Source organism: Lentzea atacamensis (assembly GCF_003269295.1).
Taxonomy (GTDB): Bacteria; Actinomycetota; Actinomycetes; order Mycobacteriales; family Pseudonocardiaceae; genus Lentzea; species Lentzea atacamensis.
Genome location: NZ_QLTT01000001.1, coordinates 459,866 through 486,696, shown reverse-complemented (window position 1 = coordinate 486,696; position 26,831 = coordinate 459,866). Strand labels below are relative to the sequence as shown.

Below are 26,831 nucleotides of genomic sequence, written 5' to 3'. Positions count from 1 at the left end.
CGTGATGCCGATTTCCCCGTACGCCGTGCTCAGCGGCAACGTCGCCTCGGCCTGCGCCGGCTCGCCGCCGAAGTGGTCCTCGCGCACGGAACGGAGGGTGTCGTCGTCCAACCGCTCGTGCGCGCGTCCTGGGTCAAGGATGCGTTCGTCCACGAGCCAGGAGTCCAGGCAGCGGCCTGATCACCGGTGTGCGGAACGGGAGAGGCGGTCGATGTGATCTTGAGGGCTGCCGAACAGCTGGGCGCTGCCGTGCGCCCGCTTGAAGTAGAGGTGTGCGTCGTGCTCCCAGGTGATCGCGATGCCGCCGTGCAGCTGGATCATCTCGGCCGCGACCTTGCAGAACGCTTCGGCGCAGTACACCTTCGCGACCGCTGCGGACACCTCGTCGGTGGCGGCCCGCGCGGCCGACCTCGCGGTCTCCACCAGGACGTGCATGTCCGCCATGCGGTGCTTCAACGCCTGGAACGAACCGATCGGCCGCCCGAACTGGACCCTGGTCTTCGTGTACTCGACGGTGAGCTCCAGTGCTCTGGCGGCGGCGCCGACCTGTTCCGCGCACAGTGCGGCCAGTGCCGTGTCGCGTACCTGGGAAGACCAGAGGCCCAGGCGGGTCGCGGTGGCGTCGGTGAGGCGGATGGTGGCCAGGCGGCGGGTCAGGTCGACGGCCGGCGTGTGTTCGCGCGTGACGCCGGGCTGGCCGGGATCGACCTCGTAGAGCGAGATGCCGTCGGTGACCAGCAGGATTTCGGCGTGGTCGCCGTCGAGGACGTGGTGGACGGTGGCGTGGAGAGGGCCGTCGGAGACAGCCGTGGTCACCTCGGGGTGGTCGAGCGGAGCCGTGGTCACGTGGTCACCGGTGGCCCAGGGCAAGGCGAGTGCGGCGACGGTTCCGCCGGCGATCCGCGGTAGCAGCCGGCCACAGGCCTCGTCGTTTCCGCTGACGAGCAGTGCCTGTGCGGCCAGCGTCGACGAGAGCAGGGGAGCAGGCGTGAGCGTGCGGCCGAGTTCTTCCAGCGCCACCAGGGTCTCCGCGAGCCCGGCACCGGATCCGCCATGGTGCTCGGGGATCGGGAGCACGCCGATCTCGCACAGCCGCGCCCACAGGTCCTTGTCGTAGCCGTGCGGGGCTTCGATCGCGGCACGGATGTCGGAGTGCTTGTCGAGCAGGCTGCGGACGGTGTCGCGCAGTGCGAGTTGTTCCGGTGTCACAACGCCTCCAGCACGCGGGCTCGGTGCAGCGACGGGCTGCCCCAGGCGGTGCGCAGGGCCCGGGTCTGCAGCAGGAACCGGCCGAGCTCGTGCTCGGCGGTGTAGCCGATCGCGCCGTGCACCTGCAGGGCGGTCCTGGCGGCGTTCCAGGCGGCGTCCGAGGCGGCGACCTTGGCCGCCGAGACGTCGCGGGTCGTCATCGTCACGGCGGCGCCGAACACCAGCGGGCGGGCCAGCTCCAGTCCGATCAGGACGTTGGCGAGGTGGTGCTTGACGGCCTGGAAGGAGCCGATCGGCCTGCCGAACTGGGTGCGGGCCAGGGTGTGGGCGGTGGTCATCTCGAGCATCGCGCGGCCGAGGCCGAGGAGCTGTGCCGAGCAGGTCAGAACGCCGAGGTCGAAGGCGCGGGTGGCCGGGATCCCGGTGGCGATCACCGCGCCGCCGGTCAGCTCGACGAGGCGGCGGGCGGGGTCCACGGAGGACAGTTCGGCGGCGGGGACGGCTTCGCGGAGGGTGTCGCCTTCGACGAGGAAGTAGTGGTCGGCTTCGACGGCGTGCGGGACGTGAGGTGGGAAGGCAACCGACGATGTACCCGTCGCCGTCCCGTCCACCAGCGCCGGCACCACCGCCAGGGACTCGACCAGCGGCCCCGGCACCGCGTGATGCCCCAGCTCCTCGAACACCACCACGAGGTCGACCGGCTCCGTCACCTCGTCCACCCCGACCTCGGCCAGGTCCCGCCTCCCCGCCGCGAGGAACCCGTGCAGCACCCCGGCGAAGTCCGTCTGCTCCGGCGACAGCGTGAACATCATCGTGGCAACCCCAGGATCCGTTCGGCGATGACGTTGCGCTGGATCTCGTTGGTGCCGGCGTAGATGGGCCCCGCCAGCGAGAACAGCCAGCCGTCCCGCCACCCCGGCGCGACCTCGCCCAGCAGGTCCATCGCGGTCTCGTGCAGTGCCACGTCCAGCTCGGACCAGAACACCTTCGTGACGCTCGCGGCCGGCCCTGCGGGCGGGTTGGCCAGCGAGCCGAACGTGTGCAGCCGGTAGGCCTGGGCACCGATCCACGCGTCGACGACCCGGTCGCGCAACGCCGGATCCGGGTTCTTGCGGTACAGCTCCACGAGCCGCCCCGCGGCGGCGACGAACCGGCCGGGACTGCGCAACGACAGACCGCGTTCGTTGCCCGCGGTGCTCATCGCCACGCGCCAGCCGTCGCCGACCTCGCCGATGACGTCGTGGTCCGGTACGAACACGTCGTCCAGGAAGATCTCGGCGAAGCCCGGTTCGCCGTCGAGCTGGTTGATCGGCCGCACGGTGACGCCGTCGGCGCGCAGGTCGAACATCAGGTAGGTCAGGCCGCGGTGACGTCCCTCCGCGGAGGTCCGGAACAGGCCGAACGCCCTGTCCGCGAACGCCGCCCGCGAGCTCCACGTCTTCTGGCCACGCAGCAGCCAGCCACCATCACGACGAACGGCGGTGCTGCGCAACGACGCCAGGTCGGATCCGGCCTCGGGCTCCGACCACGCCTGCGCCCACACCTCGTCGCCGCGCGCCATCGGCGGCAGGATCCGCGCGCGCTGCTCGTCGGTGCCGTGAGAGAACAGCGTCGGCGCCAGCAGGAAGATGCCGTTCTGCGAGACGCGACCGGGCGCGCCGGCGGCGTGGTACTCCTCCTCGAAGATCAGCCACTGCAGCAGACCCAGGTCGCGGCCACCGAACTCCTCTGGCCACGACACCACCGACAACCGGGCCGAGGCGAGCAGCCGTTCCCACGCGCGGTGCTCTTCAAAGCCCTGCAAGGTGTCCATCGAGGACAGTGGCCGGACGTGCGCGGCCAGCCACGAGCGCACCTCGGCTTGGAACTCAAGAGTCGAGGAGTCCAGTGAGAGGTCCATCAGCTGGAGGCCTTCTTCATCGAACGGGCGTCCATGCCCGCCAGCGCGTCCGGGCTCACCTCGGCGTTGTGGGCGTGGGCGAGGTGGTGCAACCCGAACACCGAGTCCATCCCGGCCCTCATGCCCATGAGGTCCTCGGACTGGTTGACCGCCTTCTTGGCCAGGGCCAGCCCGAACTGCGGCATCGCCGAGATCCGCGAAGCCAGCTGGAACGTCGACGTTTCCAGTTCGGCGCGCGGCACGACACGTGAGACCATGCCCCATTCGTAGGCGCGCTGGGCGGAGAAGCGGTCGCCGGTGAAGAGCACCTCCTTGGCGGCGCGCGGGCCGAGCACCCACGGGTGGGCGAAGTACTCGACACCGGGAATTCCCATACGCACCACGGGATCGGCGAAGAACGCGTCCTCTGCGGCCACGATCAGGTCGCACACCCAGGCGAGCATCAGTCCGCCCGCCACGCACGCGCCCTGCACCATCGCGATCATCGGCTTGGGGATCTCGCGCCACCGCCGGCACATGCCGAGGTAGACCTCCATCTCGCGGGCGAAGCGGAGATCACCACCGGAACGCCCGACGTGGTCCCACCACAGCACGGCCTTGCGCTCGAACGACACGTCGACGTCCCGGCCAGGCGAGCCGATGTCGTGGCCCGCCGAGAAGTGGTCACCGGCACCGGCCAGGACGATCACCTTGACCTCGTCGTCGTCGACCGCGCGCGTGAAGGCCTCGTCCAACGCGTACGTCATCGCCGAGTTCTGCGCGTTGCGGTACTCCGGGCGGTTCATGGTCACGACGGCGACCGCCTCCCGCCGCTCATACGAGACTGTCACGCGTTCTCCTTGCGCAGTAGGTGTTTGAGGACCTTGCCGCCGGCGTTGCGGGGGAGCGCGGGGTGGAACTCGACGGCCCGCGGCACCTTGTAGTTGGCCAGCCGGCCGCGGCAGAACTCGATCACCTCGTCCTCGGTCAGCTCGTGGCCGGGCGAGGTGACGACGTGCGCGACGCCGACCTCACCGAGCCGTGCGTCGGCCATCCCCACCACGGCCGACTCGGCGACTCCCGGCAACCGGGCCAGCGCCTGCTCGATCTCCGCGGGGTAGACGTTGAACCCGCCGCAGATGTACATGTCCTTGAGCCGGTCGGTGATCGACAGGTAGCCCCGTTCGTCGACGCGTCCGACATCGCCCGTGTGCAGCCATCCCTCGGCGTCGATGGCCGCGGCGGTCGCCTCCGGATCGTCCAGGTACCCGAGCATCACGTTCGGGCCGCGCAGCAACACCTCGTCCTTCTCGCCCAGCCGCAGCTCGAAGTCCGCCATCGGCCGCCCGCACGTGTGCGCGACGGTCTCCGGTGAGTCCTCGGGACGGCACATCGTGGCCACCACGGCCTCCGTGAGCCCGTACGCGGTGAGCACCGTCGAGAACGACAGCTCCGTCTGCATCCGCTCGACCAGCGCCACGGGCACCACCGCGGCGCCTGTCACCGCGAGACGCAGGCTGGACAGGTCGAACGAACCGCGATCGGGGTGGTCGAGCAACGTCTGGTAGATCGTCGGCGGCCCCGGCAGCACGGTGATGCGTTCCTGTTCGATCAGCCGCATCGTCTCCACGACGTCGAACACCGGCTGCGGCACGATCGTCGCGCCGCGCAGCAAACTGGCGAGAATCCCGGCCTTGTAGCCGAAGGTGTGGAAGAACGGGTTGACGATCAGGTACCGGTCGTTCGACGACAGCTCACCGCAGGACGCCCACGCCTCCGCGACCCCGAGCGACTGCCGGTGCGCGCTCATCGCGCCCTTGCTGCGCCCGGTCGTGCCCGAGGTGTACATGACGTCGCACAGCTGGTCCGGATCGAGCGACGGCAGGTTCGTGGCCCAGTCGAGCCAGTCGGCCGGTAGTCGCACGATGATCTCGGGGAGCTCCTCTCCGCGCAGCTCCGCGAGCCGGTCGCGGCCGAGGAACTCGCCCTCGACGATGAAGGCGCGCGCCTTGCTCCGCCGCAGCACGTCGAGCGTCTCGGCAGCGGTGAACCGGGTGTTGATCGGTACCAGCGCGGCGCCCGCGTGCAAGGCGCCCAGTGCCGCGACCACCCAGTGCCGCGAGTTGGGCGCGCACAACGCCACCCGGTCGCCTGGCCGCACACCCATCCCGATGAGTGCGCGTGCGGCGGTGTGCACCTGCGCCCGCAGCGCGGTGTAGGTGAGGCGAACGTCCCCGTCCACCAACGCTTCCGCGCCGCCGAAGAGCGAGGCAGCGCGGTCGAGCACCGCTGAAACCGTTTGCCTGCTTGGATCGCTGGCCACTGTGGCCTCCATTGGGCCTCCAAAGCAAGTGCTTGGTAGGTTAGAGTATGGCCCATGGAGTCCTTCCGGCGCGAGGTGCGGGAATGGTTGTCCGCCAACCTCGTCGGTGAGTTCGCGGAGCTGCGCGGCCTGGGTGGGCCCGGCCGCGAGCACGAGGCGTTCGAGGGCCGGCTGCGCTGGCACCGGCACCTGGCCGCGCACGGGTGGACGTGCCTCGGCTGGCCGGGCGAGCGCAGCGTGGAGGAGCAGGTCGTCTTCCACGAGGAGTACGCGGAGGCCGACGCGCCCGCGAAGGTCGACATCGTGGGTGAGGGTCTGCTCGGCCCGACGCTCATCGCGTTCGGCACCCCCGAGCAGAAGGAACGCTTTCTGCCGAAGATCCGCTCACTCGACGAGCTGTGGTGCCAGGGCTACTCCGAGCCGGGTGCCGGCTCCGACCTCGCGTCCGTCCAGACGAAGGCGACCCTCGAGGGCGACCAGTGGGTGATCGACGGCCAGAAGATCTGGACGTCGAACGCGCACTACTCGGACTGGATCTTCGTCCTGTGCCGCACCGAGCCCGGATCACAACGCCACCACGGGCTCTCCTACCTGCTCGTGCCGATGCACCAGCCCGGCATCGAGGTCCGGCCGATCCGCCAGCTGACCGGCACGTCGGAGTTCAACGAGGTCTTCTTCGACGGCGCGGTCACGGCTCGCGAGAACGTGGTCGGGCAGCCCGGCCAGGGCTGGAAGATCGCGATGGCCACGCTGGGCTTCGAGCGCGGCACCGCGATGCTCGGCCACCAGGTGAGCTTCCGCCGCCAGCTCGACGCGATCATGGCGAAGGCTCCTGACCACATGCGGGAGAAACTCACCAGAGCGTGGCTCGAGCTCCACGTCATGCGCTCACACACGGTGAGAACGCTCAACGACGACCCTGGCCCGGAGGCGTCCGTGCTGAAGCTGTTCTGGGGCGGGTGGCACCGCAGGCTCGGTGAGCTCGCGATGGAGTCGCTCGGCCCCGAGTCGATGATCGACGGCAACGAGTGGCAGCGGATGTTCCTGTTCAGCCGCGCGGAGACCATCTACGGCGGGTCCGACGAGATCCAGCGCGAGATCATCGCCCACCGGATTCTGGGGCTACCGCGATGACCGGCCACGACCTGCTCAGGGACAAGGTCGTCGTCGTGACCGCCGCGGCGGGCACGGGTATCGGCTCGGCGACCGCGAAACGGTGCCTCGAAGAGGGCGCGACGGTCGTGATCAGCGACTGGCACGAGCGCCGCCTCAAGGAGACGCACGAGTCGCTCGGCACCGATCACGCGATCCCGTGCGATGTCACGAACGAACAGCACGTGCAGACGCTCGTAGACGAAACAGTCGCGCGCTACGGCCGCATCGACGTGATGGTCAACAACGCGGGCCTCGGCGGTGAGAAGTCCGTGCTGGACATGACCGACGACGAGTGGTCGCGCGTTCTCGACGTGACGTTGAACGGCACGTTCCGCTGCACCAGGGCCGTGTTGCGCCAAATGGTCGCCCAGCGAAGCGGTGTTGTCGTTAACAACGCGAGCGTCGTCGGCTGGCGTGCCCAGAAAGGCCAAGCCCATTACGCGGCGGCAAAAGCAGGTGTCATGGCGCTGACGAGATGCAGCGCGATGGACGTGGCCGAGCACGGCATCCGGGTGAACGCGGTCGCCCCGAGCTTGGCGGCGCACCCGTTCCTGGCCAAGGTCACCAGTGAGGAGTTGCTGACCGAGCTGGCGTCCCGTGAGGCTTTTGGGCGCGCCGCCGAGCCGTGGGAGGTCGCGAATGTGATCGTGTTCCTCGCCAGCGACTACTCGTCGTACCTGACGGGCGAGGTCGTCTCGGTGAGCAGTCAGCACCCGTGAGGAAGGAAAGATCGATGAGCGGCAGGAGGGCGGAGCTGCTGGAGCTCGCCGCGCGGATGTTCGCCGAACGTGGCTACGGGCAGACCACGGTCAGGGACATCGCGGACGCGGCGGGCATCCTGTCCGGCAGCCTCTACCACCACTTCGACTCGAAGGAGTCGATGGTGGACGAGATCCTGCGGACCTTCCTCGACGAGCTGTTCACCCGGTACCACGAGATCGTCGACGCGGGCCTCGAACCGAAGCAGACGCTGAAAGCCCTGGTCGTGGCATCGTTCGAGGCGATCGACAGCCGGCACGCCGAGGTCGCGATCTACCAGAACGAGTCCAAGCACCTGATGCCGCTGGAGCGGTTCTCCTACCTGGACGACCGCAACGTGGAGTTCCGCAAGCTGTGGACGGTGCTGCTGGAGGACGGCATGCGCGCGGGCGTGTTCCGCGCCGATCTCGACGTGGACCTCGCCTACCGGTTCATCCGCGACACGGTGTGGGTGGCCGTGCGCTGGTACCGGCCGGGCGGAGGCCTGTCCGCGGACGCGGTCGCCGACCAGTACCTCGCGATCCTGCTCGACGGCATCGCCACCGGGCGCCGGAAGAACTCGATGGGGAACAAGACGTAGAAGGAGGGCCCTCGTGGCCGAGGCGTACATCATCGAGGCTGTGCGGACTCCGGCGGGCAGGCGTGGCGGCGAACTGAGCCACGTGCATCCCGCCGATCTCGGTGCGCACGTGATCACGGCACTGCTCAACCGCGTCGACGTCGATCCCACCGACGTGGACGACGTGATCTTCGGGTGCGTCGACACGGTCGGGCCGCAGGCGGGTGACATCGCGCGGACCTCGTGGCTGGCCGCGGGGTTCCCGGAGCAGGTGCCCGGGGTGACCGTCGACCGGCAGTGCGGGTCGAGCCAGCAGGCGCTGCACTTCGCGGCGCAGGCGGTGATGAGCGGCACGGCGGACGTCGTGGTCGCGGGCGGCGTGCAGAACATGTCGCAGGTGCCGATCGGGTCGGCCATGACGGTCAGTCCGTTCGAGGGCTGTGAGGGCTGGCAGCACCGGTACGGCGACGAGGAGGTCAACCAGTTCCGCGCGGCCGACCTGATCGCCGTGCGGTGGGACCTCTCCCGGCGCGAGATGGAGGAGTACGCGCTGCAGAGCCACCTGCGAGCGCTTACCGCGATCAAGGAGGGCCGGTTCGACCGGGAGATCGCGCCGGTCGACGGTGTCGTGCACGACGAGTGCCCGCGTCCGGACACCAGTGCCGAGAAGATGGCGGCGCTGCAGCCGTTGCGGCCGGGTGGACGGACGACGGCGGCCTTGTCGAGCCAGATCTCCGATGGCGCCTCGGCGGTTCTCGTCGTGTCGGAACGGGCGATGCGCGAGCGGAAGCTGACGCCGCGGGCTCGGGTGCACCACCTCTCCGCCCGCGGATCGGACCCGATCTACATGCTGACCGCGCCGATCCGCGCCACCCGGTACGCCCTGGAGCGAGCGGGGATGTCCATTTCGGACATCGACCTGTTCGAGATCAACGAGGCGTTCGCGTCGGTTCCACTGGCCTGGGCCAAGGAGCTGCGCGTCGACCTGGGGAAGGTCAACGTCAACGGGGGAGCGCTGGCGCTGGGGCACCCGATCGGCGCGACCGGCACGAAGCTGTTCACGACGCTGCTGCACGAGCTGGAGCGGTCGGGCGGCCGGTACGGCCTGCAGACGATGTGCGAGGGCGGCGGTCAGGCCAACGTGACGATCATCGAACGTCTCTGAGACTGTTCCCCATTCTGGCGATGATCTTCTCGGCGTGGTGCACGATGCCGGTGATCAGGTCCTCGCACGTCGGCAGGTCCTGCAGCAGACCGGCGACCTGACCGGACGCGAGCACGCCCGCGTCGGTCCTGCCCTCGACGAGGCCGGCGCGCAGCAGCATCGGCGTGTTCGCGGCCATGATCACCTGTGACCAGGTGAGGTCCTTGCCGTGCTTCATGGCCAGGCCTTCGCGGATCATCGCGCGCCAGGTGAGCCCGGTGTGCCGGCGGAACCTGGCCGCGTTGGTGATCGCTCGTGTCAGGCTGCTGACCCGGCCAGACCGTTCGAGGTGGTTGACCAGGTCGGTGCGCAGGACCCGGTGCGGCAGGCCGTCGACACGGGTGGTGACGACCGTGCCGTTCAGATCCCGTCGCAGGTACGCGTGTTTGACCGCGTCGGGGACCGTGCTCTCCTGGGTGAGCAGGAACCTCGTGCCCATCGCGATTCCGGCCGCACCGTACGCGAGTGCTGCCGCGAGCCCCCTGCCGTCGAAGAAACCGCCCGCCGCGATCACCGGGATGTCCACGGCGTCCAGCACGCTCGGGAGGAGCAGGGTCGTCGCCACGCCGCCGGTGTGGCCGCCGCCCTCGCCGCCCTGGACGATCACCGCGTGGGCACCCCACTTCGCGACCTTCTCCGCGTGCCTGGCCGCGCCGACCGACGGGATCACGACGACACCGGCGTCGTTCAGCTTCGCGATCATGTCGGGTTTCGGTGCCAGCGCGAAGGAAGCGACCTTGACCTGTTCGCGGATCAGCAGGTCGACCCGCTCCGCCGCGTCCTGGGCGTCCGCGCGGAGGTTCACGCCGAACGGTTGTGACGTGCGGGAACGGGTTTCCTTGATGGCGGCTTCCAGCTCTGCGTAGGTCATGGTCGCCGAGGCCAGGATGCCGAGCCCTCCGGCCTCCGCGGTCGCGGAAACCAGGCGGGGCCCGGCGACCCAGCCCATGCCCGTCTGCACGACGGGATGACGGACGCCGACGAGCTCGGTCAGCGCGGTTCTCATGACGGGACTTCCCGGTCGCGCTTGCTGTCCGGGTCGAGCACGGTTCGGAGGAGCTTCAGCTCTTCGTCGGTGGGCAGCCTGGTCTCCGTGACGTCTGCCGCGGCGAGCGGGAACGATGTCTGCTTCTGCACCTCGTCGACTGACACGCCGGGGTGGGTGGACACCAGGCGCATCGAGTGGTCAGGGGTGTTGAAGTCGAGCACGGCGAGGTTCGTGACGACACGATGGATGTCGTGGAACGGGCCCACGGCGTGGTCGTAGCCGACACCGGAGACCACGTCGACGGTCTCGACCAGCACGCGCGGGCTGTGCCGCGGCACCCAGTAGCTGGTGCGGTGGTTGACGGTGTTGCCAGGCGCGCCGCGGAAACCGAGGAGCTGCCTGGTGGGCCTGGCGTGGTCGCCGATCGCGGAGATGTTCTGGTTGCCGAACCTGTCGACCTGGTTCGCGCCCATCACGACGTGCCGGCGGCCGTGCGCGACGACGTCGAAGACCTTCCGGTACGGCAGCCAGCCCTCCACAGTGGACTCGGGCGTGAGCAGGAACGCCTCGCCGTCGCTGAGCAGGAGGTCGGGTTCGGTGGTGAGGCGGGCGAGTTTCGCGCCGAGGGACGGGATGAGGCCCATCGGGCTGGCGAGCGTCTCACCGGCGCCCGCGAACAGGTCGGCGCACGCGGTGACGCAGATTTCGGCCCTGGTGATGTCGCTCATGCCAGCAACCTCTCGTAGAAGCCCGGCCATTTCTCCAGGTCACCTGCGGCTTCGGCGTACTCGCGCTGGAGCTTCTCGTCGCGGGGGTAGTCGGGGACGCAGCTCGTGAACCCCGCGCCACCCGGTGCCTCCACGACTCCGTCGACCATCATGCGGTTGAGCAGCAACGTCTGCGGCGGCCCGTCGAACGTCTCCACGATCTGCTCGCACGAGACGTAGCGCCGGTCCGCGGCCAGGCAGAACAGGTCGTCGAAGTACGGGTCGGGCCCGAGGTACTGGGCGTTGCCGTGCCGGTCCGCGCGGTTGAGGTGCACCAGCGCCACGTCGAGCTTGAGCGCGGGCATGGCGACCAGCTCCTCGCCGTCGTCGTAGGGCGATCGGACGGTCCTGAGCTCGGGGGCGTACTTGAGCACGTCCGAGCCGAGGCCTGCCCTGATCGGCAGGAACGGCAACCGGTGCGCGGCGGCCCTGAGCCCCGTCTGGAACATGCCCTCGTCCAGCTCCAGCACGTCGATCCCGCCGGCTTCGCGGACCCGCTTGAACCACGGGTCGTACGGGATGGTGTCGAGCGAGACGAACCCGTAGACCAGCTTGCGGACCTTGCCCGCCGCGCACAGCAGGCCGACGTCCGGTCCGCCGTACGTGACGATGGTGAGGTCTTTCAGGTCTGTGCGGAGAATCGCCTTGACCAGGGCCATCGGCTTGCGCCGCGAGCCCCAGCCGCCGATGCCGACGGTCATGCCGTCCTTGATCCCGGCTACTGCCTCGTCAGCCGTCATTCGCTTGTCGCGCATGGTTTCCGTCCAGGAAGGCCTGCCGGGCGTGGTCCGACACCCCGGTGAGGTTCAGCTCGAAGGTGAAGCCCTGCTCGTAGCGGTAGCTGGTGTGCACGCGCTGCGGGTCGATGCCGTTGATCGCCTCCTTGGCCGCGCGGATCACCGTCGGGTCCTTCTTGGCGATCTCCTTGGCGATCTCGCGGGCCGCGTCGTCGAGCTGCTCGCGCGGTACGACGTCGTAGACGCTGCCGTGGTGGTGCAACGCCTGCGCGCTGATGTTCCTGGCCGTGTAGTACAGCGTCCGCATGAGGTGCTGCGGCACGAGCCTGGCCAGGTGCGTCGCGGCACCGAGCGCGCCGCGATCGACTTCGGGCAGGCCGAACGTGGCGTCGTCGGACGCCACGATCACGTCCGCGTTGCCGACCAGCCCGATGCCGCCGCCGAGGCAGAACCCGTTCACCGCGGCGATGACCGGCACCTCGCAGTCGTAGACAGCAGCGAAAGCCTTGGCGCAGCCCCGGTTCGCGGCGATCAGCGCTTCGTGACCGGGCGTGCGCTGGATCTCCTTGATGTCGACGCCCGCGCAGAACCCGCGGCCCTCGGCCCTGAGGATCACCACCCGTGCTTCGGGATCCCGGCCCGCGTAGGTGATCGTCTCGGCCAGCTCGAACCAGCCGCGCGCGGGGATGGCGTTGACCGGAGGTATGTCGACTGTCACCTCGATGATGCCGTTTTCGGTGTGGCTGCTGGAGATTCCCATCGCGCCGCCTTCCGAACCAAGCGATTGCTTGGTAATTTAGCAGCGCCAGAGCGACCGGGGTAGGTGCGGAGTGGAACTCTCCCTGGACGGAAGCGTCGTCCTCGTGACGGGCGGCGTGCGGGGTGTCGGTCTTGGGATCACCCGTGCGTTTCTCGCCGCGGGCGCGACGGTCGTGACCTGTGCCCGGCGTCCCGCCGAGGTGCCGGGTGCGTCGTTCGTGCAGTGCGACGTCCGGGACGCCGAGCAGGTGTCGTCGCTCGTGTCCGGGATCGTCTCGCGGTTCGGGCGGCTGGACGTGCTGGTGAACAACGCCGGTGGGGCGCCGTTCGCGTTGGCGGAGAAGGCTTCGCCGCGGTTCCACCAGAAGATCGTCGAGCTGAACCTGCTGGCGCCGCTGCTGGTGTCCCAGGCCGCTCACGCAGCGCTGCAGGACTCCGGCGGTTCGATCGTGATGGTCAGCAGCGTTTCCGGTCGGCGGCCTTCGCCTGGGACCGCCGCCTACGGCGCCGCCAAGGCCGGGCTGGACAACCTGACCGCTTCGTTGGCCGTTGAGTGGGCGCCTCTCGTGCGGGTCAACGCGCTGGCAGTCGGAATGGTGCGGACCGAGCAGTCTCACCTGCACTACGGGTCCGCGGAAGGCATCGCTGCCGTTGAGCGGACCGTGCCGCTGGGCCGCCTCGCGTCGCCGGACGAGATCGGCGCGTGCGCGGTCTTCCTCGCTTCTCCGCTGGCTTCGTACGTCACCGGCTCGACTTTGGTGGTGCACGGCGGGGGCGAGGTGCCCGCGTTCCTGGACGCCGCCAAGACCGATGGGAGTTCATGATGTTGTGCGAGGACCGGGTCGTCATCGTCACCGGCGCCGGTCGGGGCATCGGGCGTGCGCACGCCCTGGCGTTCGCGGCCGCGGGTGCCAGGGTCGTGGTGAACGACCTGTCGGTGGGGCCTGCGTCGGAAGTGGCGTCGTTGATCGGGCCGCGTGCCGTGGTGAACACCGACGACGTGGGCACCTGGGCCGGTGCCGCGCGGGTGGTCGAGGCTGCGGTGTCTGCCTTCGGCGGGCTCGACGTGCTCGTGAACAACGCGGGGATCGTGCGCGACCGGATGGTCGTGAGCTGCGGCGAGGACGAGTGGGACGAGGTCGTGCGCGTGCACCTCAAGGGCCACTTCGCGCCGCTGCACCACGCGGCCGCGTACTGGCGCGGCGTCCACAAGGCGGGCGGCGCGGTGTCGGGCCGGGTGATCAACACGTCGTCCGGCGCCGGGCTGTTCGGGAGCGTGGGGCAGGCGAACTACTCGGCGGCCAAGGCGGGGATCGCGGCGATGACGCTCGTGGCGGCGGCCGAGCTGGCGCGGTACGGCGTGACGGTGAACGCGATCGCTCCCGCCGCCAGGACGCGGATGACCGAAGCGACGTTCGCGGAGTCGATGGCGGCGCCGGACGGCGGGTTCGACGCGATGGCGCCGGAGAACGTGTCGCCGCTCGTGGTGTGGCTGGGCAGTGCGGAGGCTGCGGACGTGACCGGCCGGATGTTCGAGGTCGACGGCGGGCGGATCTGCGTGGTCCACGGGTGGCAGCGCGGGCCGGAGATCGACAAGGGTGCGCGGTGGGCGCCGGACGAGCTGGGCGGGGTGGTGCGTCAGCTGGTCGCCGAGGATCACCCGGTGCCCGTGTACGGGGCTTGAGCGCGGATGAGCTCCAGTGCGGCATCAAGCGCCCGGTCCGCCGGCACCGCGATGTCCGGGACGACCCCGACGCCTTGCCAGTTGCCGTTGGTGATCGGGTTGACCGATCGGGATTCGGCCAGGCACAACACGAAGTGCGGGTGCAGCCGCCGGTACTCGAACGGATGCGCGCCTCCGCCGCTGGGCTCGCCCACCACAACGGCCCGGCCGAGCGCCTGCAGGTCGTAGGCGAAGTGCTCGGCGGCGGAGAACGTCTTCGGGGAGATGAGGACGTACACCGGCTTGGTGGCGCCGTACCGGCGCCCCGGGACCCAGGCCGGGGTGTTGCTGGTCGTGAGCCGGTCCTCGGGGCGGTAGTAGGTGCTGCTCAGGGGTTCGCTGCGGTCGAAGAGGTACGCCGCGAGCAGTGCCACCATGTCGCTGTGGCCGCCGCCGTTGCGACGCAGATCGATGATCATCGCGTCGGCCTGGGCGAGCAACGTCATGGCGGCGGCGGCCACATCGCCGGCCATGGCCGGCGGAGCGAACACGCGCAGGCTGAGGTAGCCGATGTTGTCCGGCAGCAGCTCGAACTTCTCGAAGCCGTGGTTGACCCGTCTGCCGTAGTAGCGCTCCGCCTCTTGCTCCGAGTAGGCGTCGCCGGCGGTGATCTCGACTGCCGGCAACGCCGCCGCGGAGTAGCTCACGGCCAGGTGCCCATCGTCGGAACCCTCCCGAAGATGCTCGGTGAGCGCCGCGGCGAACTCACCGGGGTCGGAGAGCGCCTGCCAGCGGTCGGCGGCGGCATCGTGCCGGAGCTGCTGCGCCAGCGACCGGCCGACCTCGATCGAGACGTACCCGGCTCTCCATCAGATCGGCGGCACGCTCCAGCACACCGCGCCGATCCTCTGCGCCCACCGTCGGGCGTTGCCCAGAGACGACCACCGCCGGAAGCTATCAGGGTATGACAGTTCCGGTCCTCAGATCCGTTCGATGATCGTGCCGCTGGCCAGTGCCCCGCCGGCGCACATCGTGATCAGCGCCGTCGTCGCGTCGCGGCGCTCCAGCTCGTGCAACGCCGTCGTGATGAGCCGCGTGCCCGTGCTGCCGACCGGGTGACCGATCGCGATCGCGCCACCGTTGACGTTGACCCGGTCCAGGTTCGGCCGGTGCACCGCGGCCCACGACAGCACGACCGATGCGAACGCCTCGTTGACCTCGAACAGGTCGATGTCGGCCATCCTCATACCGCTGCGCTCCAGCAGCCGCGCGGTCGCGTCGACCGGGCCGTCGAGGAGGTAGTACGGGTCGGAGCCGACGAGGCACTGCGTGACGATCCGCGCCCTCGGCCGCAGCCCGTGTGCGCGTGCCCAGTCCTCGTCCACGACCATCACGGCCGAGGCGCCGTCGGAGATCTGCGAGGACGTGCCCGCCGTGTGCACGCCGTCGGGCATCACCGGCTTCAACGCCGCCAGTGCCTCCAGGCTGGTCTCGCGCAGGCCCTGGTCGGTCTCCACCAGTTCCTCGCCGACCTTCACGGGCACGACCTCGGCGGTGAACCGCCCCTCCGCCCAGGCCCTGCCCGCGCGCGTCTGGGACTGGACGCCGAACCGGTCCACCTCCTCGCGCCCGATGCCGCGGCGTGCGGCGACCCGTTCCGCGCCGACGAACTGGTTGGGCTGGTCGATGGCCCACGAGTCGGGGCGGGGCGAGCCGGCGTCGCCGATGTTGCTGCGCAGCGGTACCCGGCTCATCGCCTCGACACCGCAGGCGATGCCGGCGTCGATGGCGCCCGCCGCGATCAGGCCCGCGATGAGGTGCGTGGACTGCTGGGCCGAGCCGCACTGGGCGTCGATGGTGGTGCAGCCGGTGGTGTGCGGCAGGCCCGCGTGCAGCCAGGCGGTCCTGGTGATGTTGTTGGACTGCTCGCCCGCCTGGGTGACGGTGCCGCCGATGACTTGTTCGACAGTGGACGGATCAACACCTGTTCGATCAAGCAAACCGCGTTGTGCCGCACCGAGGAGCTCGGCGGCGTGCAGCCCCGACAGCCAGCCGTTGCGCCTGCCGATGGGCGTGCGCACCGCTCCCACGATCACCGGACTGCCCACGCGAGCCTCCTTGGACTGGAAACTAGAACACGTTCCTGTGTACGACCAGATTGGCCGCCTGGGGGCTTCAACACAAGGCGCAACCGTGTTTGAATCGGTTAGAACGTGTTACATCTAGGAGGTGTGTCCGTGGGCAAGCCGCGCATCCCTGAGGGCTTCGACTTCACCGACCCCGACATGTACGCGAAACGCTTACCCCTGCAGGAGTTCGCCGAGCTGCGCCAGACCGCGCCGATCTGGTGGAACTCCCACCCGACGGGCCAGGGCGGCTTCGGGGACGACGGCTTCTGGGTGGTGACGAAACACGCGGACGTCAAGGAGGTCTCCCGCCGCAGCGACGTCTACTCGAGCTGGGAGAACACCGCGATCATCCGGTTCGCCGAAGGCATGACCCGCGACCGCATCGAGATGCAGCGGCTCCTCCTGCTCAACATGGACCCGCCGGTGCACACCAAGCAGCGCGGCATCATCTCGCGCGGCTTCACGCCGAAGTCGATCAACGCTCTGCGCGACGCCCTCAGCGCGCGGGCCGAGAAGATCGTGGCCGAGGCCATCGCCAAGGGCCGGGGCGACTTCGTCACAGACGTCGCCTGCGAGCTGCCGTTGCAGGCGATCGCGGAGCTCATCGGCATCCCGCAGGAGGACCGGCGCAAGATCTTCGACTGGTCCAACCAGATGATCTCCTACGACGACCCGGAGTTCGAGGGCGACCCGATGGTCGCGGCCACCGAACTGCTCGGCTACTCCTGGACGATGGCGGAGGACCGGCGCGCCTGTCCACGCGGGGACATCGTCACCAAGCTCGTCCAGGCCGATGTGGACGGTGCAGGGCTGGCGTCGGAGGAGTTCGGCTTCTTCGTCCTGCTGCTGGCAGTCGCCGGGAACGAGACCACGCGCAACGCGATCACCCACGGGATGAAGGCGTTCTTCGATCATCCGGAGCAGTGGGAGCTGTTCAAGGCCGAGCGGCCGGCCACCGCTGCCGACGAGATCGTCCGGTTCGCCACACCGGTCATCGTGTTCCAGCGGACGGCGACGCAGGACACGGTGCTGAGCGGGGTGGAGATCAAGAAGGGGCAACGGGTCGGCCTGTTCTACTCCTCGGCCAACTTCGACGAGGAGGTGTTCGAGGAGCCGGAGAAGTTCGACATCACCCGCGACCCGAACCCCCACCTCGGCTTCGGCGGGAGCGGTGCCCACTTCTGCATCGGCGCCAACCTCGCTCGGCTGGAGATCGACCTGATCTTCAACGCGATCGCCGACCACATGCCGAACATCCGGCAGGTCGACGAACCCCGACGGCTGCGGTCCGGGTGGTTGAACGGGATCAAGGACTTCCAGGTCCAGTACTCGTAGGTGGAGGCGGGTCTGCTTCGGTGGGCCCGCATTCGCTGTGTTGCTGGTTGGCCGCCTGCGGTGCGATCGTCGCCGTGTGTGGGTGGGCGCGCGGGTTTACCGAGCTTCGGTTTCGTCATCGCCGCTTCGCGACGATGAAAAGACCCGGCCCGTCAATGCCCACGCAACCACGCTGGAACGCGAGCAACCCGCGTCGGCGAGCCCTCAGCTGGAACGCGACCAGCCAACGCAAGGCGGGCCGACCTCCGGAGGTGCCTTGCTATCCGCTGACCGCGTACGAGTGAGCGCCCGCGATCTTGTCGCCCTCCACGATCAGATGTCCGTCCCGGATCAGCGTGCCGGCGAAGAACGGCAGCTGGCCCGCTCGGCGGAACCGTCGCGCGCCTGGAAACCCAGCGCGGCGAAGGCAAAACCGAGCCCCGAGCCGGTCAGGATTCGGTGCGCAGGGTCGCCAGGGCGCGTTCGGTCTCCCAGAACGCCCGCATGGACCTGATCAGCCCGTCCTCGCCCACGTTGTAGACGAACACGCCCTCGGTGTCCACGCGCGCCCCGCCAGGCAGGAACGCCGAGATCGTGCCCACGTTGGCGCACTCCGAGCCCGCCGCGAACGAGTCGTGCATCGCGAACTCGAAGCGTTCCACGTTCGCGATCGCCAGGTCCCAGAAGGCCGCGATCGCCTCCTTGCCGCGGTGGCCCTTGCCCTCGGCGTCGAACATCGACGGGCCCACCGGGTCCTCGACCACGGCGTCGTCGGCGAACAGCGACAGCCATTCGTCCTTGGCGCCGCGGGTCACGGCGTCCATCGAGCGCCAGGAGGCCACGCGGGCAGGGGTTTCCGTGCGGGAGGCCTTCCAGGTCACGGCGGTCATGCGAACTCTCCGATCACCTCGTCGGCGAAGCGCCGAAGTCCGTCCTTCTTGGCCTGAAGGTCGCCGTCGAAGCCGACGCCGTAGAACAGCCACGGCACGACGATCACGTCCGTCACTCCGATCTCGTCGAGCTGGCGGTAGCCGTCGAGGCCGAAGCGGTCGATGCACACGGCCTGGATCTCGAACGGGCGCTCGAACGCGCCGAGATCCCTCAGCTGCGCGATCACGGAACGCAGATCCGCGAACTTGATCATTGCCGAGGTCCAGCCGTCACCGACCCGTGCGGCGCGCTTCAGGGCGGCGGGGGAGTGGCCGCCCACGTAGAACGGCACGGGTGAGGTGGGAGCCGGCGACATCTGCAGGCGGTCGAAGTCGAAGTACTTGCCGTGGTACTCGACCATGCCGCCGTCCAGCACGAGCTTCAGGATGTCGATCATCTCGTCGACGCGCGGGCCGCGGTTCTTGAACGGGGCGCCGCACCACTCGAACTCCTCCGGGGACCAGCCGAGGCCCACGCCCAGGCCGAAGCGGTTGCCGGTCAGGTGGGCGACTGAGCCGATCTGGCGGGCGAGGAGCAAGGGGTTGCGGGAGCCCAGTTTGAGGACCTGGGTGTAGAAGCGGATGCGGGACGTCACGGCGCCCATCGCGGCGGCGGCCACGAGCGGGTCCACCCACGGGGTTTCGGCGTTCCACATGCGGGAGCCGTCCGGGGTGTAGGGGTAGTCGGCGGAGACCTTCTCCGAGAAGAAGAGGGAGTCCGGCAGCGCGATGGAGGCGTAGCCGCACTCCTCGGCGGTCTTGGCCAACTCGGTCAGCTGGTCGAGCGGGCTCATGGCGATGCCGAGGGTGAACTTCATGGCTTCTCCTGTCCGACGACCCACATGGCGAAGAACTGCGAGCCACCGCCGTAGGCGTGGCCCAGGGCGACTCGGGCGCCGTCCACCTGGTGTTCACCGGCGGTGCCCATGACCTGCATGGCGGCTTCGGCGAAACGCAGCAGGCCGGACGCGCCGATCGGGTTCGAGGAGAGAACGCCGCCGCTCGGGTTCACCGGGAGGCGGCCGCCGATCTCGGTCTCGCCCGCCTCGGTGAGCTTCCAGCCCTGGCCGATGTCGGTGAAGCCGAGGTTCTCGAGCCACATCGGCTCGAACCAGGAGAACGGCACGTAGATCTCGGCGGCGTCCACTTCGGACAGCGGATCGGTGATCCCGGCCTGCTTCCACAACGCCCGGGCGGCGTCGCGGCCGGCCTGCGGGTTGACCTGGTCGCGGCCGGCGAACGTCGTCGGCTCGGTGCGCATCGCGGTCGCGCGGATCCACGCGGCACGACCGGAAGTGGGCTCCGCGGAGATCACCACGGCACAGGCGCCGTCCGAGGAAGGGCAGGTCTCGTCGTAGCGGATCGGGTCCCACAGCATGGTCGAGGCGCGGACCGACTCGACGGTGATGTCCGGCTGCTTCAGATGTGCGTACGGGTTCAGGGCGCCGTTGCGGCGGTCCTTCGCGGCGACCATCGCGCCCACGTGTTCTGGGGCGGCGGCGCGGCGGATGTAGGCGCGCACGTGCGGGGCGAAGTAGCCGCCCGCGCCGGCGTGCACCGGCATCGTGAACGGCGTCGGCACGGACAGGGCCCACATCGCGTTCGACTCGGACTGCTTCTCGAACGCGACCGCCAGGACGCGGTCGTGCACGCCGGACTGGACCAGCGACGCCGCCACGTTGCCGGTGCTGCCGCCGACCGAGCCCGCGGTGTGCACGCGCAGCAACGGTTTGCCGACCGCGCCCAACGCGTCCGCGAGGAACAGCTCGGGCATCATCACGCCCTCGAACAGGTCCGGGGCCTTGCCCAGGACCACGGCGTCGATGTCGGGCCAGTCCACGCCCGCGTCGGCCATCGCGCGGTCGATCGCCTCGCGGCACAGGCCCGCCATCGAGACGTCGAGGCGTTTCGCGGCGTGGTGCGTCTGGCCGGTGCCGACCACTGCTGCCGGTCGCATCTACTCCCGCCCTTCCATCACGCAGACGAGGTTCTGTTGGAGCAGCGGGCCGCTCGTGGCGTGGCCGAGGACCTTCGAGGCCGAGCCGTCGTGCACGCGGCGCGCCGCCTCGCCGATGCGGGCCAGGCCGGCCGCGAACATCGGGTTGCCGGCCAGCACGCCACCGGACGGGTTCACCACGACGTCGTCGCCGAGGCCGAGTGCCTGGCGCAGCATGATTTCCTGGTGGGTGAACGGCGCGTGCAGCTCCGCCACCTCCACACCGCCGGCACCGGCCGCCTTGCCCGCGGCCACCGCCGAAGCGCAACCGAGCAGGTCGCGCGCGCCGAACGAAGGCGAGTCCACCCGGTGCTCGAACCCGGTGATCCACGCCGGGCGCTCGCACAGCTCCCGCGCACGATCGCCGGCGGCCAGCACGATCGTGGCGGCGCCGTCGGTGATCGGCGCGCAGTCGTGCCGCCGCAACGGATCCACCACGTACGGCGTGGCGAGCAGATCGGACACCTCCACGGAACCCGACAGCTGCGCCAGCGGGTTCGAGACCGCTGCGGCACGGCTCCGCGCGGCCACCGACGCCATCTGCCGCTCGTCCCAGAGACCGGCCTCGATGCCCATGCGCGCCTGAATCCCGGCCAGGCCGAGGGAATCCGGCCACAGCGGCGTCACGACGTAAGGGTCGAGCTGCATCGCCATGACCCGTCGCAACTGACCGGCCGACGACTTGCCGAAACCGTAGACGAGCGCGGTGTCGACCTCGCCGCACAGCAGTTTCACCCACGCCTCGTACAGCGCCCAGGCCGCGTCCATCTCGACGTGGGACTCCATGATCGGCGGGAACGCGCCGATCGCGTCCACCGCCGAGACGAACGAGAACGCCCGCCCCGCCAGGTAGTCCGAGGAGCCGGAGCACCAGAAGCCGATGTCGGACTTGGTCAGGCCGAGCCCGCCGAGCACCTCGTGGAAGATCGGCACCAGCATCTCGACACCGTTGGTGGTGCCGTCGGTCTCACGCACGCAGGGCGTCTGCGCGAACCCGACAACCGCGATGTCACGCATCAGGCCCTCACAGGTGCTGGGAGTATGAGTCGAAGGGCGCGTCCGGCTCGCCGGAAGGCTTGAAGTGGTCGATGTTCTGCATCGTCGGGCCCCACTCCTCGCGCGGTTTCCACACCGCCTCCACCCGCATGCCCATCCGCACGTCCTCGGGCGCGACGCCGAGCAGCAGGTGCAGGAACGGGATGTCCGCGCCGTCGAGCAGCACGTAGGCGGAGACGTACGGCGGCGGGATGCGCTGGCCGAGGAACGGCACGTTGACCACGCAGAACGTCGTGACGGTGCCGCGGTCGGACAGCTCGATCCGGTCCGTCGTCGGCACGCCGTCGGTGGGACAGGCCGGTCGCGGCGGGAAGTAGACCTTCGAGCACTCCGGGCAGCGCTGGGCGATCAGCCGCCCCTCCATCAGGCCGCGCAGGAACGGGTCCTCGGTCGGCGACGCGGAATGCGTGTAATGCAGGTGCACCGGAGTGGTCACCATCGTGACCTCGTCGGCCTCGACCGGGTCAGCGGAAGGCTCGTCCGAGAGCTCGAAGCACTCGATGTCGGTGATCGCGCCGACGCGTTCGGCCCGCCAGCGCACCCGCACCCGCGCGCCCGTGGACATCCGGTCCGGCGAGCCCGCGTCGACGGCGTGCAGCAGCGAGGTGTCCGCGCCGTCGAGCTGGATCAGCGCCCACGCGAACGGCCGGTCGAGCGGCTGGGCCTCCAGCGGCTCGGGGATCCACGACCACCCGCGCACGACACCGGTCGACGCCACGTCGACGAACTCCGACAGCCGCTCGGCGGTCACCGGGTCGTACTCGAGCGGCGGCACGTGCACGCGGCCGTCGGAACCGCGGATCCCGGTCACCTTCCGGCGGCGCAGATCCGTGAGGAACCGGCCCAGCGTCGGGCCGAGCGAGCGCGTGTAGTCGAAGCCCACGTCGAGCGGAGCACTCAGCGGCCGAGTCACAGATCAAAGTGAAACAGGTTCTCGAAATGGTGGCAAGATGGGTGCATGAAGCTCGGTCTGCAGCTCGGCTACTGGGGCGCCGGTCCGCCCTCGAACGCCGCCGAACTCGTGGCGGCGGCGGAAGAATCCGGCTTCGACGCGGTGTTCGCGGCCGAAGCGTGGGGCTCCGACGCCTTCACACCGTTGGCGTGGTGGGGATCCGCGACGCAGCGAGTCCGGCTGGGCACGTCCGTCGTGCAGATGTCGGCGCGCACACCGGCGGCCTGCGCGATGCACGCGCTGACTCTGGACCACCTCTCCGGTGGACGGTTCGTGCTCGGCCTGGGCGTCTCCGGACCGCAGGTCGTGGAGGGCTGGTACGGTCGCCCGTTCGCGAAACCCCTTGCCAGGACCAGGGAGTACATCTCGATCCTGCGTCAGGTGATGGCGCGCGAGGCCCCGGTCACCAACGACGGCCCGCACTACCCGTTGCCCTACCGGGGGCCGGGAGCGCTCGGGCTCGGCAAGCCGCTGAAGCCCATCACCCACCCGCTGCGCGCGGACCTGCCCATCTGGCTCGGCGCCGAGGGGCCGAAGAACGTCGCGCTGACATCGGAGATCGCCGACGGCTGGCTCGCCATCTACTACGCGCCCAGGCTCGCCGGCATGTACGACGAGTGGCTGTCCGAAGGGTTCGCGAAATCAGGCCGCAGCAGGGAGAACTTCGAGGTCGCGGCCACGTGTCAGGTCGTCGTGACGGACGATCCGGTATCGGTCAGGGCCATGCTCAAGCCGTTCGTCGCTTTGTACATCGGCGGAATGGGCGCACCCGGCATGAACTTCCACGCAGAGGTCTTCACCCGCATGGGATACGGCGAGGTCGTCCAGGACATCGGCAGGCTGTTCCAGTCGGGACGCAAAGACGAGGCGGCACAGGTGGTTCCGGACGAACTGGTCGCCGAGATCACCATCGTCGGCACCGCTGAGCACGTCCGCGAGGAGGTCGGCCGGTGGGGGAAGGCGGGCGTCACGATGTTGCTCGTCGGATGTCGCGACGTTGCTTCGATCAAGGCGGTCGCTGAGGCTTGTCAGTAGGTGAAACGCGTTCTACTTTGAGGGGGTGGTCACAGGACTCTGGAACATCGCTTCCGATCAGCCGGGCTTGACCGCGCTGGTCGATCCGAGCGGTCGCGAGATCACCTACGCCGAGCTCGCGGCATCGGCAGACGGGTACGGTCGCGGGTTTCAGGCCCTGGGGCTGGTACCCGGCGACAGCATCGTGCTGATGCTGCCCAACAGCGCCGAACTGGTGGCGGTGTACTTCGCCGCGTTCCAGACCGGTCTCTACGTCGTCATGGCGAACTGGCACCTGACCGGCGCCGAGGTCGCCTACCTCGTGCAGGACAGCGGCGCCAAGGCCTTCGTGGGGCACGAGCGGTTCGCGCAGGCCGCCACCGAAGCCGCGGCGAGCCTGCCGGCCGGCGCCCGGTTCTCGGTCGGCGACATCGCCGGCTTCGAGCCGCTCGCCAAGCTCGGTGCGGGCGAGGAAGGCAGGCCGGACGTCCGCACGGCCGGCTCACCGATGCTCTACACGTCCGGCACGACCGGCCGGCCCAAGGGTGTGCGCAGGCCGTTGACCGGCGCCGACCCGGACGTCGTGCCGCCGTCGGCCCCGTGGTTCTTCGGCATCTTCGGGATCAAGCCGCACGACGGTCACGTGCACCTGTGCGGATCGCCGCTCTACCACACCGCGGTGCTCAACTTCGTCGTCATCTCCATCCAGCTCGGCCACACCGCGGTGCTCATGGACCACTGGTCGCCGGAGGAGATGCTGCGGCTGATCGAGCGGTACAAGGTCACCCACAGCCACATGGTGCCGACCCAGTTCCACCGCCTCCTCGCGCTGCCGGACGACGTCAAGGCGAAGTACGACCTGTCGTCGCTGCGCGCGATGATCCACGGCGCGGCGCCGTGCCCGCTCGAGGTCAAGCGCCGGATGCTCGACTGGTGGGGCCCCGTCGTGATCGAGTACTACGCCGCGACCGAGGGCGGCGGCACGGCGATCAGCGCCCAGGAATGGCTGAAGAAGCCTGGATCCGTCGGCCTTCCGTGGCCGACGTCGGAGATCAAGATCCTGGACGAGAACGGCACCGAGCTCCCGGCGGGCGAACGCGGCCTGGTCTACATGCGAATGGGCGACGCGACCTTCGAGTACCACAAGGACGCCGAGAAGACGAAGGCCGCGCGGGTCGGCAAGCTGTTCACGTTGCAGGACATCGGTTATCTGGACGAGGACGGCTACCTGTTCCTGTGCGACCGCAAGAACGACATGATCATCTCCGGTGGCGTGAACATCTACCCGGCGGAGATCGAGGGCGAGCTGGTGTGCCACCCCAAGGTGGCGGACGTGGCCGTGTTCGGGGTGCCGCATCCGGACTGGGGCGAGGAGATCAAGGCCGTCGTCCAGCCCGCGGACGGTGTCGAGCCGAGCGAGGAACTGACCAGGGAGCTGCTGGAGTTCGCCGGCACCAGGCTCGCCAAGTTCAAGCTGCCGCGCACGATCGACTATCTCGCCGAGTTGCCGCGCGACCCGAACGGCAAGCTCTACAAGCGAAAGCTGCGCGACCGCGCGTGACCTGAGACCACCGGAAGTCCCATGTCTGGAGCGACCCCATGAACCTGAACCGCCGTCAGGTGCTCGCCGGAGCCGGTCTCGCGCTGGCCTCAGGACTCGTCAGGACCTCCCCTGCACTCGCGCAACCACTCGGCGAGTTCGACGTCGTGGTGGTCGGCGCGGGCGCGGCCGGCATGACCGCCGCACTCACCGCGGCCAAACGCGGCCTGAGTTGCGTGGTCCTGGAGAAGGCACCGACGTACGGCGGTTCCGCCGCCAGATCCGGTGCCGGTATCTGGATCCCCAACAACGAGATCATCCTCGCCGCCGGGGTGCCCGACACACCGGAGAAGGCGCGGCAGTACCTCGCCGCCGTCGTCGGCGACATCCCCGTGGCGCGGCAGCAGGCGTACCTGGCGCACGGGCCGCAGATGATCTCGTTCGTCATGCGCAACAGCCCGCTGCGCTTCCGGCACATGGACGGCTACAGCGACTACTACCCGGAGCTTCCCGGCGGCATCGTGAAGGGCCGGTCGATCGAGCCGGAGATGCTGGACGGCCGCATCCTCGGCGCGGAGCTGGCGAACCTGAACGCGCCGTACCTCGCCACGCCCGCGGGCCTGGTCATCTACGGCGCCGACTACAAGTGGCTCGCGCTCGCTCTGGTGAACGCCAAGGGAGCCGCGACGGCCGCGGCGGCGCTCGCCAGAGGAACGGCTGCCGCGCTGGCCGGCCAGAAGCCGCTGACGATGGGGCAGGCGCTGGCCGGTGGTCTGAGGGCGGGACTGATGCGGGCGAACGTGCCGGTGTGGCTGAACACCCCGCTGGAGGAGCTGCACGTGGAGAACGGCGCGGTCAGGGGAGTGCTGACCTCGCGCGGTCTCGTGAAAGCACGGCGCGGCGTGATCATGGGCTCCGGCGGCTTCGAGCACAACGCGGCGATGCGCGCCCAGTACCAGCGTCAGCCGATCGGAACACAGTGGACGGTCGGGGCGAAGGAGAACACCGGTGACGGCCACCGCGCGGGCCAGCGCGTCGGCGCCGCGCTCGACCTCATGGACGACGCCTGGTGGGGCCCCGCGATCCCGACGCCCGGCTCGCCGTACTTCTGTCTCGCCGAACGCACCCTGCCCGGCGGCCTGATGATCAACGCGGCAGGCCGGCGGTTCGTCAACGAGGCCGCGCCCTACAGCGACGTCGTGCACGTCATGTACGACAAGAACCCCACCGATCCGTGCATCCCGGCGTGGCTGATCGTCGACCAGAACTACCGCAACAGGTACCTGTTCGCCGACATCGCGCCCACGCTGCCGCTGCCGGACGGGTGGTACCAGGGCGGCGCGGTCGTGAAGAACTGGTCGCTCGACGGCCTGGCGGGCGCGATCGGCGTCCCGGCGGACGCGTTGAAGACCACCGTCAACCGGTTCAACAACCAGGCGCTCACCGGCAGGGACCCCGACTTCAAGCGCGGCGACAGCGCCTACGACCACTACTACACCGACCCGGCGATCTTCCCGAACTCGTGTCTCGCCCCGCTGTGGCTGGCGCCGTACTACGCGTTCAAGATCGTGCCAGGCGATCTCGGCACCAAGGGCGGCATGGTCACCGACGCCCGTGCCCGCGTGCTGCGCCCGGACGGCTCGGTGATCCCCGGCCTGTACGCGGCGGGCAACGTGAGCTCGGCAGTGATGGGACGCAGCTACGCCGGTGCCGGTTCGACGATCGGGCCCGCCATGACGTTCGGCTACATAGCGGCCAACGACATCTAGAACATCACCACCGCCAAATACATGCGACACAAGATCCGGATTCTGCTAGACAGCACTGGTGGACCGACGCGAACTCAGCGCTCTCGCGCACGCAGACCATCCGATTTCGGCTCCACTGAGCGACAGCACA

At 69.4% G+C, this 26,831-nt stretch carries 26 protein-coding genes; 10 read left to right on the top strand and 16 right to left on the bottom strand.

Features of this window, described 5'->3' with window-relative positions:
* Window positions 1-180: 180 nt before the first annotated feature.
* The 5 genes from C8D87_RS02505 to C8D87_RS02485 are packed head-to-tail and all read right to left on the bottom strand — an operon-like array spanning window position 181 to window position 5,423.
* Window positions 181-1,209 carry an acyl-CoA dehydrogenase family protein gene (locus C8D87_RS02505; RefSeq protein WP_112225385.1) on the bottom strand — a complete coding sequence of 343 codons (1,029 nt, stop codon included), beginning with the start codon at window positions 1,207-1,209 and terminating at the stop codon, window positions 181-183.
* Window positions 1,206-2,021, bottom strand: coding sequence for an acyl-CoA dehydrogenase family protein (locus C8D87_RS02500; protein WP_112225384.1), 816 nt, complete (start codon window positions 2,019-2,021; stop codon window positions 1,206-1,208). Before C8D87_RS02500 ends, C8D87_RS02505 begins: the two co-directional genes overlap by 4 nt.
* Window positions 2,018-3,109 (bottom strand): acyl-CoA dehydrogenase family protein, encoded by a 1,092-nt coding sequence (locus C8D87_RS02495; RefSeq protein ID WP_112225383.1) that lies wholly within the window; start codon window positions 3,107-3,109, stop codon window positions 2,018-2,020. Before C8D87_RS02495 ends, C8D87_RS02500 begins: the two co-directional genes overlap by 4 nt.
* The gene (locus C8D87_RS02490) at window positions 3,109-3,939 is read right to left on the bottom strand and encodes an enoyl-CoA hydratase (RefSeq protein ID WP_109636705.1); all 831 of its coding nucleotides are present in this window, start codon (window positions 3,937-3,939) and stop codon (window positions 3,109-3,111) included. Before C8D87_RS02490 ends, C8D87_RS02495 begins: the two co-directional genes overlap by 1 nt.
* The gene (locus tag C8D87_RS02485; RefSeq protein WP_109636706.1) at window positions 3,936-5,423 is read right to left on the bottom strand and encodes a FadD3 family acyl-CoA ligase; all 1,488 of its coding nucleotides are present in this window, start codon (window positions 5,421-5,423) and stop codon (window positions 3,936-3,938) included. The genes C8D87_RS02490 and C8D87_RS02485 overlap by 4 nt, the downstream gene beginning before the upstream one ends.
* A gap of 42 nt (window positions 5,424-5,465) precedes the next feature.
* Here C8D87_RS02485 and C8D87_RS02480 point away from each other — a divergent pair, with 42 nt between their 5' ends.
* The 4 genes from C8D87_RS02480 to C8D87_RS02465 are packed head-to-tail and all read left to right on the top strand — an operon-like array spanning window position 5,466 to window position 9,049.
* Window positions 5,466-6,545, top strand: coding sequence for an acyl-CoA dehydrogenase family protein (locus C8D87_RS02480; RefSeq protein ID WP_112225382.1), 1,080 nt, complete (start codon window positions 5,466-5,468; stop codon window positions 6,543-6,545).
* Window positions 6,542-7,285: an SDR family oxidoreductase gene (locus C8D87_RS02475; protein WP_109636708.1), complete on the top strand. Its 744-nt coding sequence runs from the start codon at window positions 6,542-6,544 to the stop codon at window positions 7,283-7,285. The genes C8D87_RS02480 and C8D87_RS02475 overlap by 4 nt, the downstream gene beginning before the upstream one ends.
* 14 nt (window positions 7,286-7,299) lie before the next feature.
* Window positions 7,300-7,905 (top strand): TetR/AcrR family transcriptional regulator, encoded by a 606-nt coding sequence (locus C8D87_RS02470; RefSeq protein WP_112225381.1) that lies wholly within the window; start codon window positions 7,300-7,302, stop codon window positions 7,903-7,905.
* A gap of 13 nt (window positions 7,906-7,918) precedes the next feature.
* On the top strand, window positions 7,919-9,049 hold the full coding sequence (locus C8D87_RS02465; RefSeq protein ID WP_109636710.1) for an acetyl-CoA C-acetyltransferase: 1,131 nt from the start codon (window positions 7,919-7,921) through the stop codon (window positions 9,047-9,049).
* Here the strand turns inward: C8D87_RS02465 and C8D87_RS02460 are convergent.
* The 4 genes from C8D87_RS02460 to C8D87_RS02445 are packed head-to-tail and all read right to left on the bottom strand — an operon-like array spanning window position 9,033 to window position 12,340.
* Window positions 9,033-10,094: an NAD(P)H-dependent flavin oxidoreductase gene (locus C8D87_RS02460; RefSeq protein WP_112225380.1), complete on the bottom strand. Its 1,062-nt coding sequence runs from the start codon at window positions 10,092-10,094 to the stop codon at window positions 9,033-9,035. The genes C8D87_RS02465 and C8D87_RS02460 overlap by 17 nt on opposite strands.
* Entirely contained in the window at window positions 10,091-10,804 is a 714-nt protein-coding gene (locus C8D87_RS02455; RefSeq protein WP_109636712.1) for a CoA-transferase subunit beta, read from the bottom strand. The genes C8D87_RS02460 and C8D87_RS02455 overlap by 4 nt, the downstream gene beginning before the upstream one ends.
* Entirely contained in the window at window positions 10,801-11,598 is a 798-nt protein-coding gene (locus C8D87_RS02450; protein ID WP_112225379.1) for a CoA transferase subunit A, read from the bottom strand. The genes C8D87_RS02455 and C8D87_RS02450 overlap by 4 nt, the downstream gene beginning before the upstream one ends.
* Window positions 11,573-12,340 (bottom strand): enoyl-CoA hydratase family protein, encoded by a 768-nt coding sequence (locus C8D87_RS02445; RefSeq protein ID WP_109636714.1) that lies wholly within the window; start codon window positions 12,338-12,340, stop codon window positions 11,573-11,575. Before C8D87_RS02445 ends, C8D87_RS02450 begins: the two co-directional genes overlap by 26 nt.
* Window positions 12,341-12,410: 70 nt before the next feature.
* Between C8D87_RS02445 and C8D87_RS02440 the strand changes: the two genes are divergently transcribed.
* Complete coding sequence (locus tag C8D87_RS02440) at window positions 12,411-13,163, top strand: SDR family oxidoreductase (RefSeq protein WP_109636715.1); 753 nt, start codon at window positions 12,411-12,413, stop codon at window positions 13,161-13,163.
* The gene (locus C8D87_RS02435) at window positions 13,160-14,023 is read left to right on the top strand and encodes an SDR family oxidoreductase (RefSeq protein ID WP_112225378.1); all 864 of its coding nucleotides are present in this window, start codon (window positions 13,160-13,162) and stop codon (window positions 14,021-14,023) included. Before C8D87_RS02440 ends, C8D87_RS02435 begins: the two co-directional genes overlap by 4 nt.
* Here the strand turns inward: C8D87_RS02435 and C8D87_RS02430 are convergent.
* Window positions 13,996-14,709: a S41 family peptidase gene (locus C8D87_RS02430; protein ID WP_112225377.1), complete on the bottom strand. Its 714-nt coding sequence runs from the start codon at window positions 14,707-14,709 to the stop codon at window positions 13,996-13,998. The two genes, C8D87_RS02435 and C8D87_RS02430, sit on opposite strands and share 28 nt — an antisense overlap.
* A gap of 273 nt (window positions 14,710-14,982) precedes the next feature.
* A complete protein-coding gene (locus C8D87_RS02425; protein WP_112225376.1) occupies window positions 14,983-16,110 on the bottom strand; it encodes a steroid 3-ketoacyl-CoA thiolase in 1,128 nt (375 codons plus the stop codon).
* 129 nt (window positions 16,111-16,239) lie between these two features.
* On the opposite strand from C8D87_RS02425, the gene C8D87_RS02420 reads away from it, so the two are divergent.
* The gene (locus C8D87_RS02420; RefSeq protein ID WP_170166289.1) at window positions 16,240-17,466 is read left to right on the top strand and encodes a cytochrome P450; all 1,227 of its coding nucleotides are present in this window, start codon (window positions 16,240-16,242) and stop codon (window positions 17,464-17,466) included.
* A 428-nt stretch (window positions 17,467-17,894) separates the two neighbouring features.
* Here the strand turns inward: C8D87_RS02420 and C8D87_RS02415 are convergent, their stop codons facing one another.
* Genes C8D87_RS02415 through C8D87_RS02395 form a run of 5 tightly spaced genes read right to left on the bottom strand, consistent with a single transcriptional unit; the run spans window position 17,895 to window position 22,339 of the window.
* On the bottom strand, window positions 17,895-18,335 hold the full coding sequence (locus C8D87_RS02415; RefSeq protein ID WP_112225375.1) for a nuclear transport factor 2 family protein: 441 nt from the start codon (window positions 18,333-18,335) through the stop codon (window positions 17,895-17,897).
* On the bottom strand, window positions 18,332-19,192 hold the full coding sequence (locus C8D87_RS02410; protein WP_109636720.1) for a TIGR03619 family F420-dependent LLM class oxidoreductase: 861 nt from the start codon (window positions 19,190-19,192) through the stop codon (window positions 18,332-18,334). The genes C8D87_RS02415 and C8D87_RS02410 overlap by 4 nt, the downstream gene beginning before the upstream one ends.
* Entirely contained in the window at window positions 19,189-20,331 is a 1,143-nt protein-coding gene (locus tag C8D87_RS02405; RefSeq protein ID WP_112225374.1) for a thiolase domain-containing protein, read from the bottom strand. The genes C8D87_RS02410 and C8D87_RS02405 overlap by 4 nt, the downstream gene beginning before the upstream one ends.
* Window positions 20,332-21,387: a thiolase domain-containing protein gene (locus tag C8D87_RS02400; protein ID WP_112225373.1), complete on the bottom strand. Its 1,056-nt coding sequence runs from the start codon at window positions 21,385-21,387 to the stop codon at window positions 20,332-20,334. It lies immediately after the preceding gene.
* Window positions 21,388-21,394: 7 nt separating this feature from the next.
* Window positions 21,395-22,339: a Zn-ribbon domain-containing OB-fold protein gene (locus tag C8D87_RS02395; protein ID WP_109636723.1), complete on the bottom strand. Its 945-nt coding sequence runs from the start codon at window positions 22,337-22,339 to the stop codon at window positions 21,395-21,397.
* 45 nt (window positions 22,340-22,384) lie between these two features.
* On the opposite strand from C8D87_RS02395, the gene C8D87_RS02390 reads away from it, so the two are divergent.
* Genes C8D87_RS02390 through kstD form a run of 3 tightly spaced genes read left to right on the top strand, consistent with a single transcriptional unit; the run spans window position 22,385 to window position 26,701 of the window.
* Entirely contained in the window at window positions 22,385-23,413 is a 1,029-nt protein-coding gene (locus C8D87_RS02390) for an LLM class F420-dependent oxidoreductase (protein WP_112225372.1), read from the top strand.
* A 25-nt stretch (window positions 23,414-23,438) separates the two neighbouring features.
* The gene (locus tag C8D87_RS02385) at window positions 23,439-24,953 is read left to right on the top strand and encodes an acyl-CoA synthetase (RefSeq protein WP_112225371.1); all 1,515 of its coding nucleotides are present in this window, start codon (window positions 23,439-23,441) and stop codon (window positions 24,951-24,953) included.
* A 38-nt stretch (window positions 24,954-24,991) separates the two neighbouring features.
* Entirely contained in the window at window positions 24,992-26,701 is a 1,710-nt protein-coding gene (gene kstD / locus C8D87_RS02380) for a 3-oxosteroid 1-dehydrogenase (protein ID WP_112225370.1), read from the top strand.
* Window positions 26,702-26,831 lie beyond the last annotated feature (130 nt).

What these genes read in the sequence shown, in the direction of transcription:
- C8D87_RS02445 (WP_109636714.1), bottom strand. Translation starts at nt 12,340, where the DNA reads ATGGGAATCTCCAGCAGCCACACCGAAAACGGCATCATCGAGGTGACA.
- C8D87_RS02475 (WP_109636708.1), top strand. Translation starts at nt 6,542, where the DNA reads ATGACCGGCCACGACCTGCTCAGGGACAAGGTCGTCGTCGTGACCGCC.
- C8D87_RS02470 (WP_112225381.1), top strand. Translation starts at nt 7,300, where the DNA reads ATGAGCGGCAGGAGGGCGGAGCTGCTGGAGCTCGCCGCGCGGATGTTC.
- C8D87_RS02410 (WP_109636720.1), bottom strand. Translation starts at nt 19,192, where the DNA reads ATGAAGTTCACCCTCGGCATCGCCATGAGCCCGCTCGACCAGCTGACC.
- C8D87_RS02455 (WP_109636712.1), bottom strand. Translation starts at nt 10,804, where the DNA reads ATGAGCGACATCACCAGGGCCGAAATCTGCGTCACCGCGTGCGCCGAC.
- C8D87_RS02415 (WP_112225375.1), bottom strand. Translation starts at nt 18,335, where the DNA reads ATGACCGCCGTGACCTGGAAGGCCTCCCGCACGGAAACCCCTGCCCGC.
- C8D87_RS02480 (WP_112225382.1), top strand. Translation starts at nt 5,466, where the DNA reads ATGGAGTCCTTCCGGCGCGAGGTGCGGGAATGGTTGTCCGCCAACCTC.
- C8D87_RS02435 (WP_112225378.1), top strand. Translation starts at nt 13,160, where the DNA reads ATGATGTTGTGCGAGGACCGGGTCGTCATCGTCACCGGCGCCGGTCGG.
- kstD (WP_112225370.1), top strand. Translation starts at nt 24,992, where the DNA reads ATGAACCTGAACCGCCGTCAGGTGCTCGCCGGAGCCGGTCTCGCGCTG.
- C8D87_RS02400 (WP_112225373.1), bottom strand. Translation starts at nt 21,387, where the DNA reads ATGCGTGACATCGCGGTTGTCGGGTTCGCGCAGACGCCCTGCGTGCGT.
- C8D87_RS02450 (WP_112225379.1), bottom strand. Translation starts at nt 11,598, where the DNA reads ATGCGCGACAAGCGAATGACGGCTGACGAGGCAGTAGCCGGGATCAAG.
- C8D87_RS02500 (WP_112225384.1), bottom strand. Translation starts at nt 2,021, where the DNA reads ATGATGTTCACGCTGTCGCCGGAGCAGACGGACTTCGCCGGGGTGCTG.
- C8D87_RS02485 (WP_109636706.1), bottom strand. Translation starts at nt 5,423, where the DNA reads ATGGAGGCCACAGTGGCCAGCGATCCAAGCAGGCAAACGGTTTCAGCG.
- C8D87_RS02495 (WP_112225383.1), bottom strand. Translation starts at nt 3,109, where the DNA reads ATGGACCTCTCACTGGACTCCTCGACTCTTGAGTTCCAAGCCGAGGTG.
- C8D87_RS02390 (WP_112225372.1), top strand. Translation starts at nt 22,385, where the DNA reads ATGAAGCTCGGTCTGCAGCTCGGCTACTGGGGCGCCGGTCCGCCCTCG.
- C8D87_RS02405 (WP_112225374.1), bottom strand. Translation starts at nt 20,331, where the DNA reads ATGCGACCGGCAGCAGTGGTCGGCACCGGCCAGACGCACCACGCCGCG.
- C8D87_RS02460 (WP_112225380.1), bottom strand. Translation starts at nt 10,094, where the DNA reads ATGAGAACCGCGCTGACCGAGCTCGTCGGCGTCCGTCATCCCGTCGTG.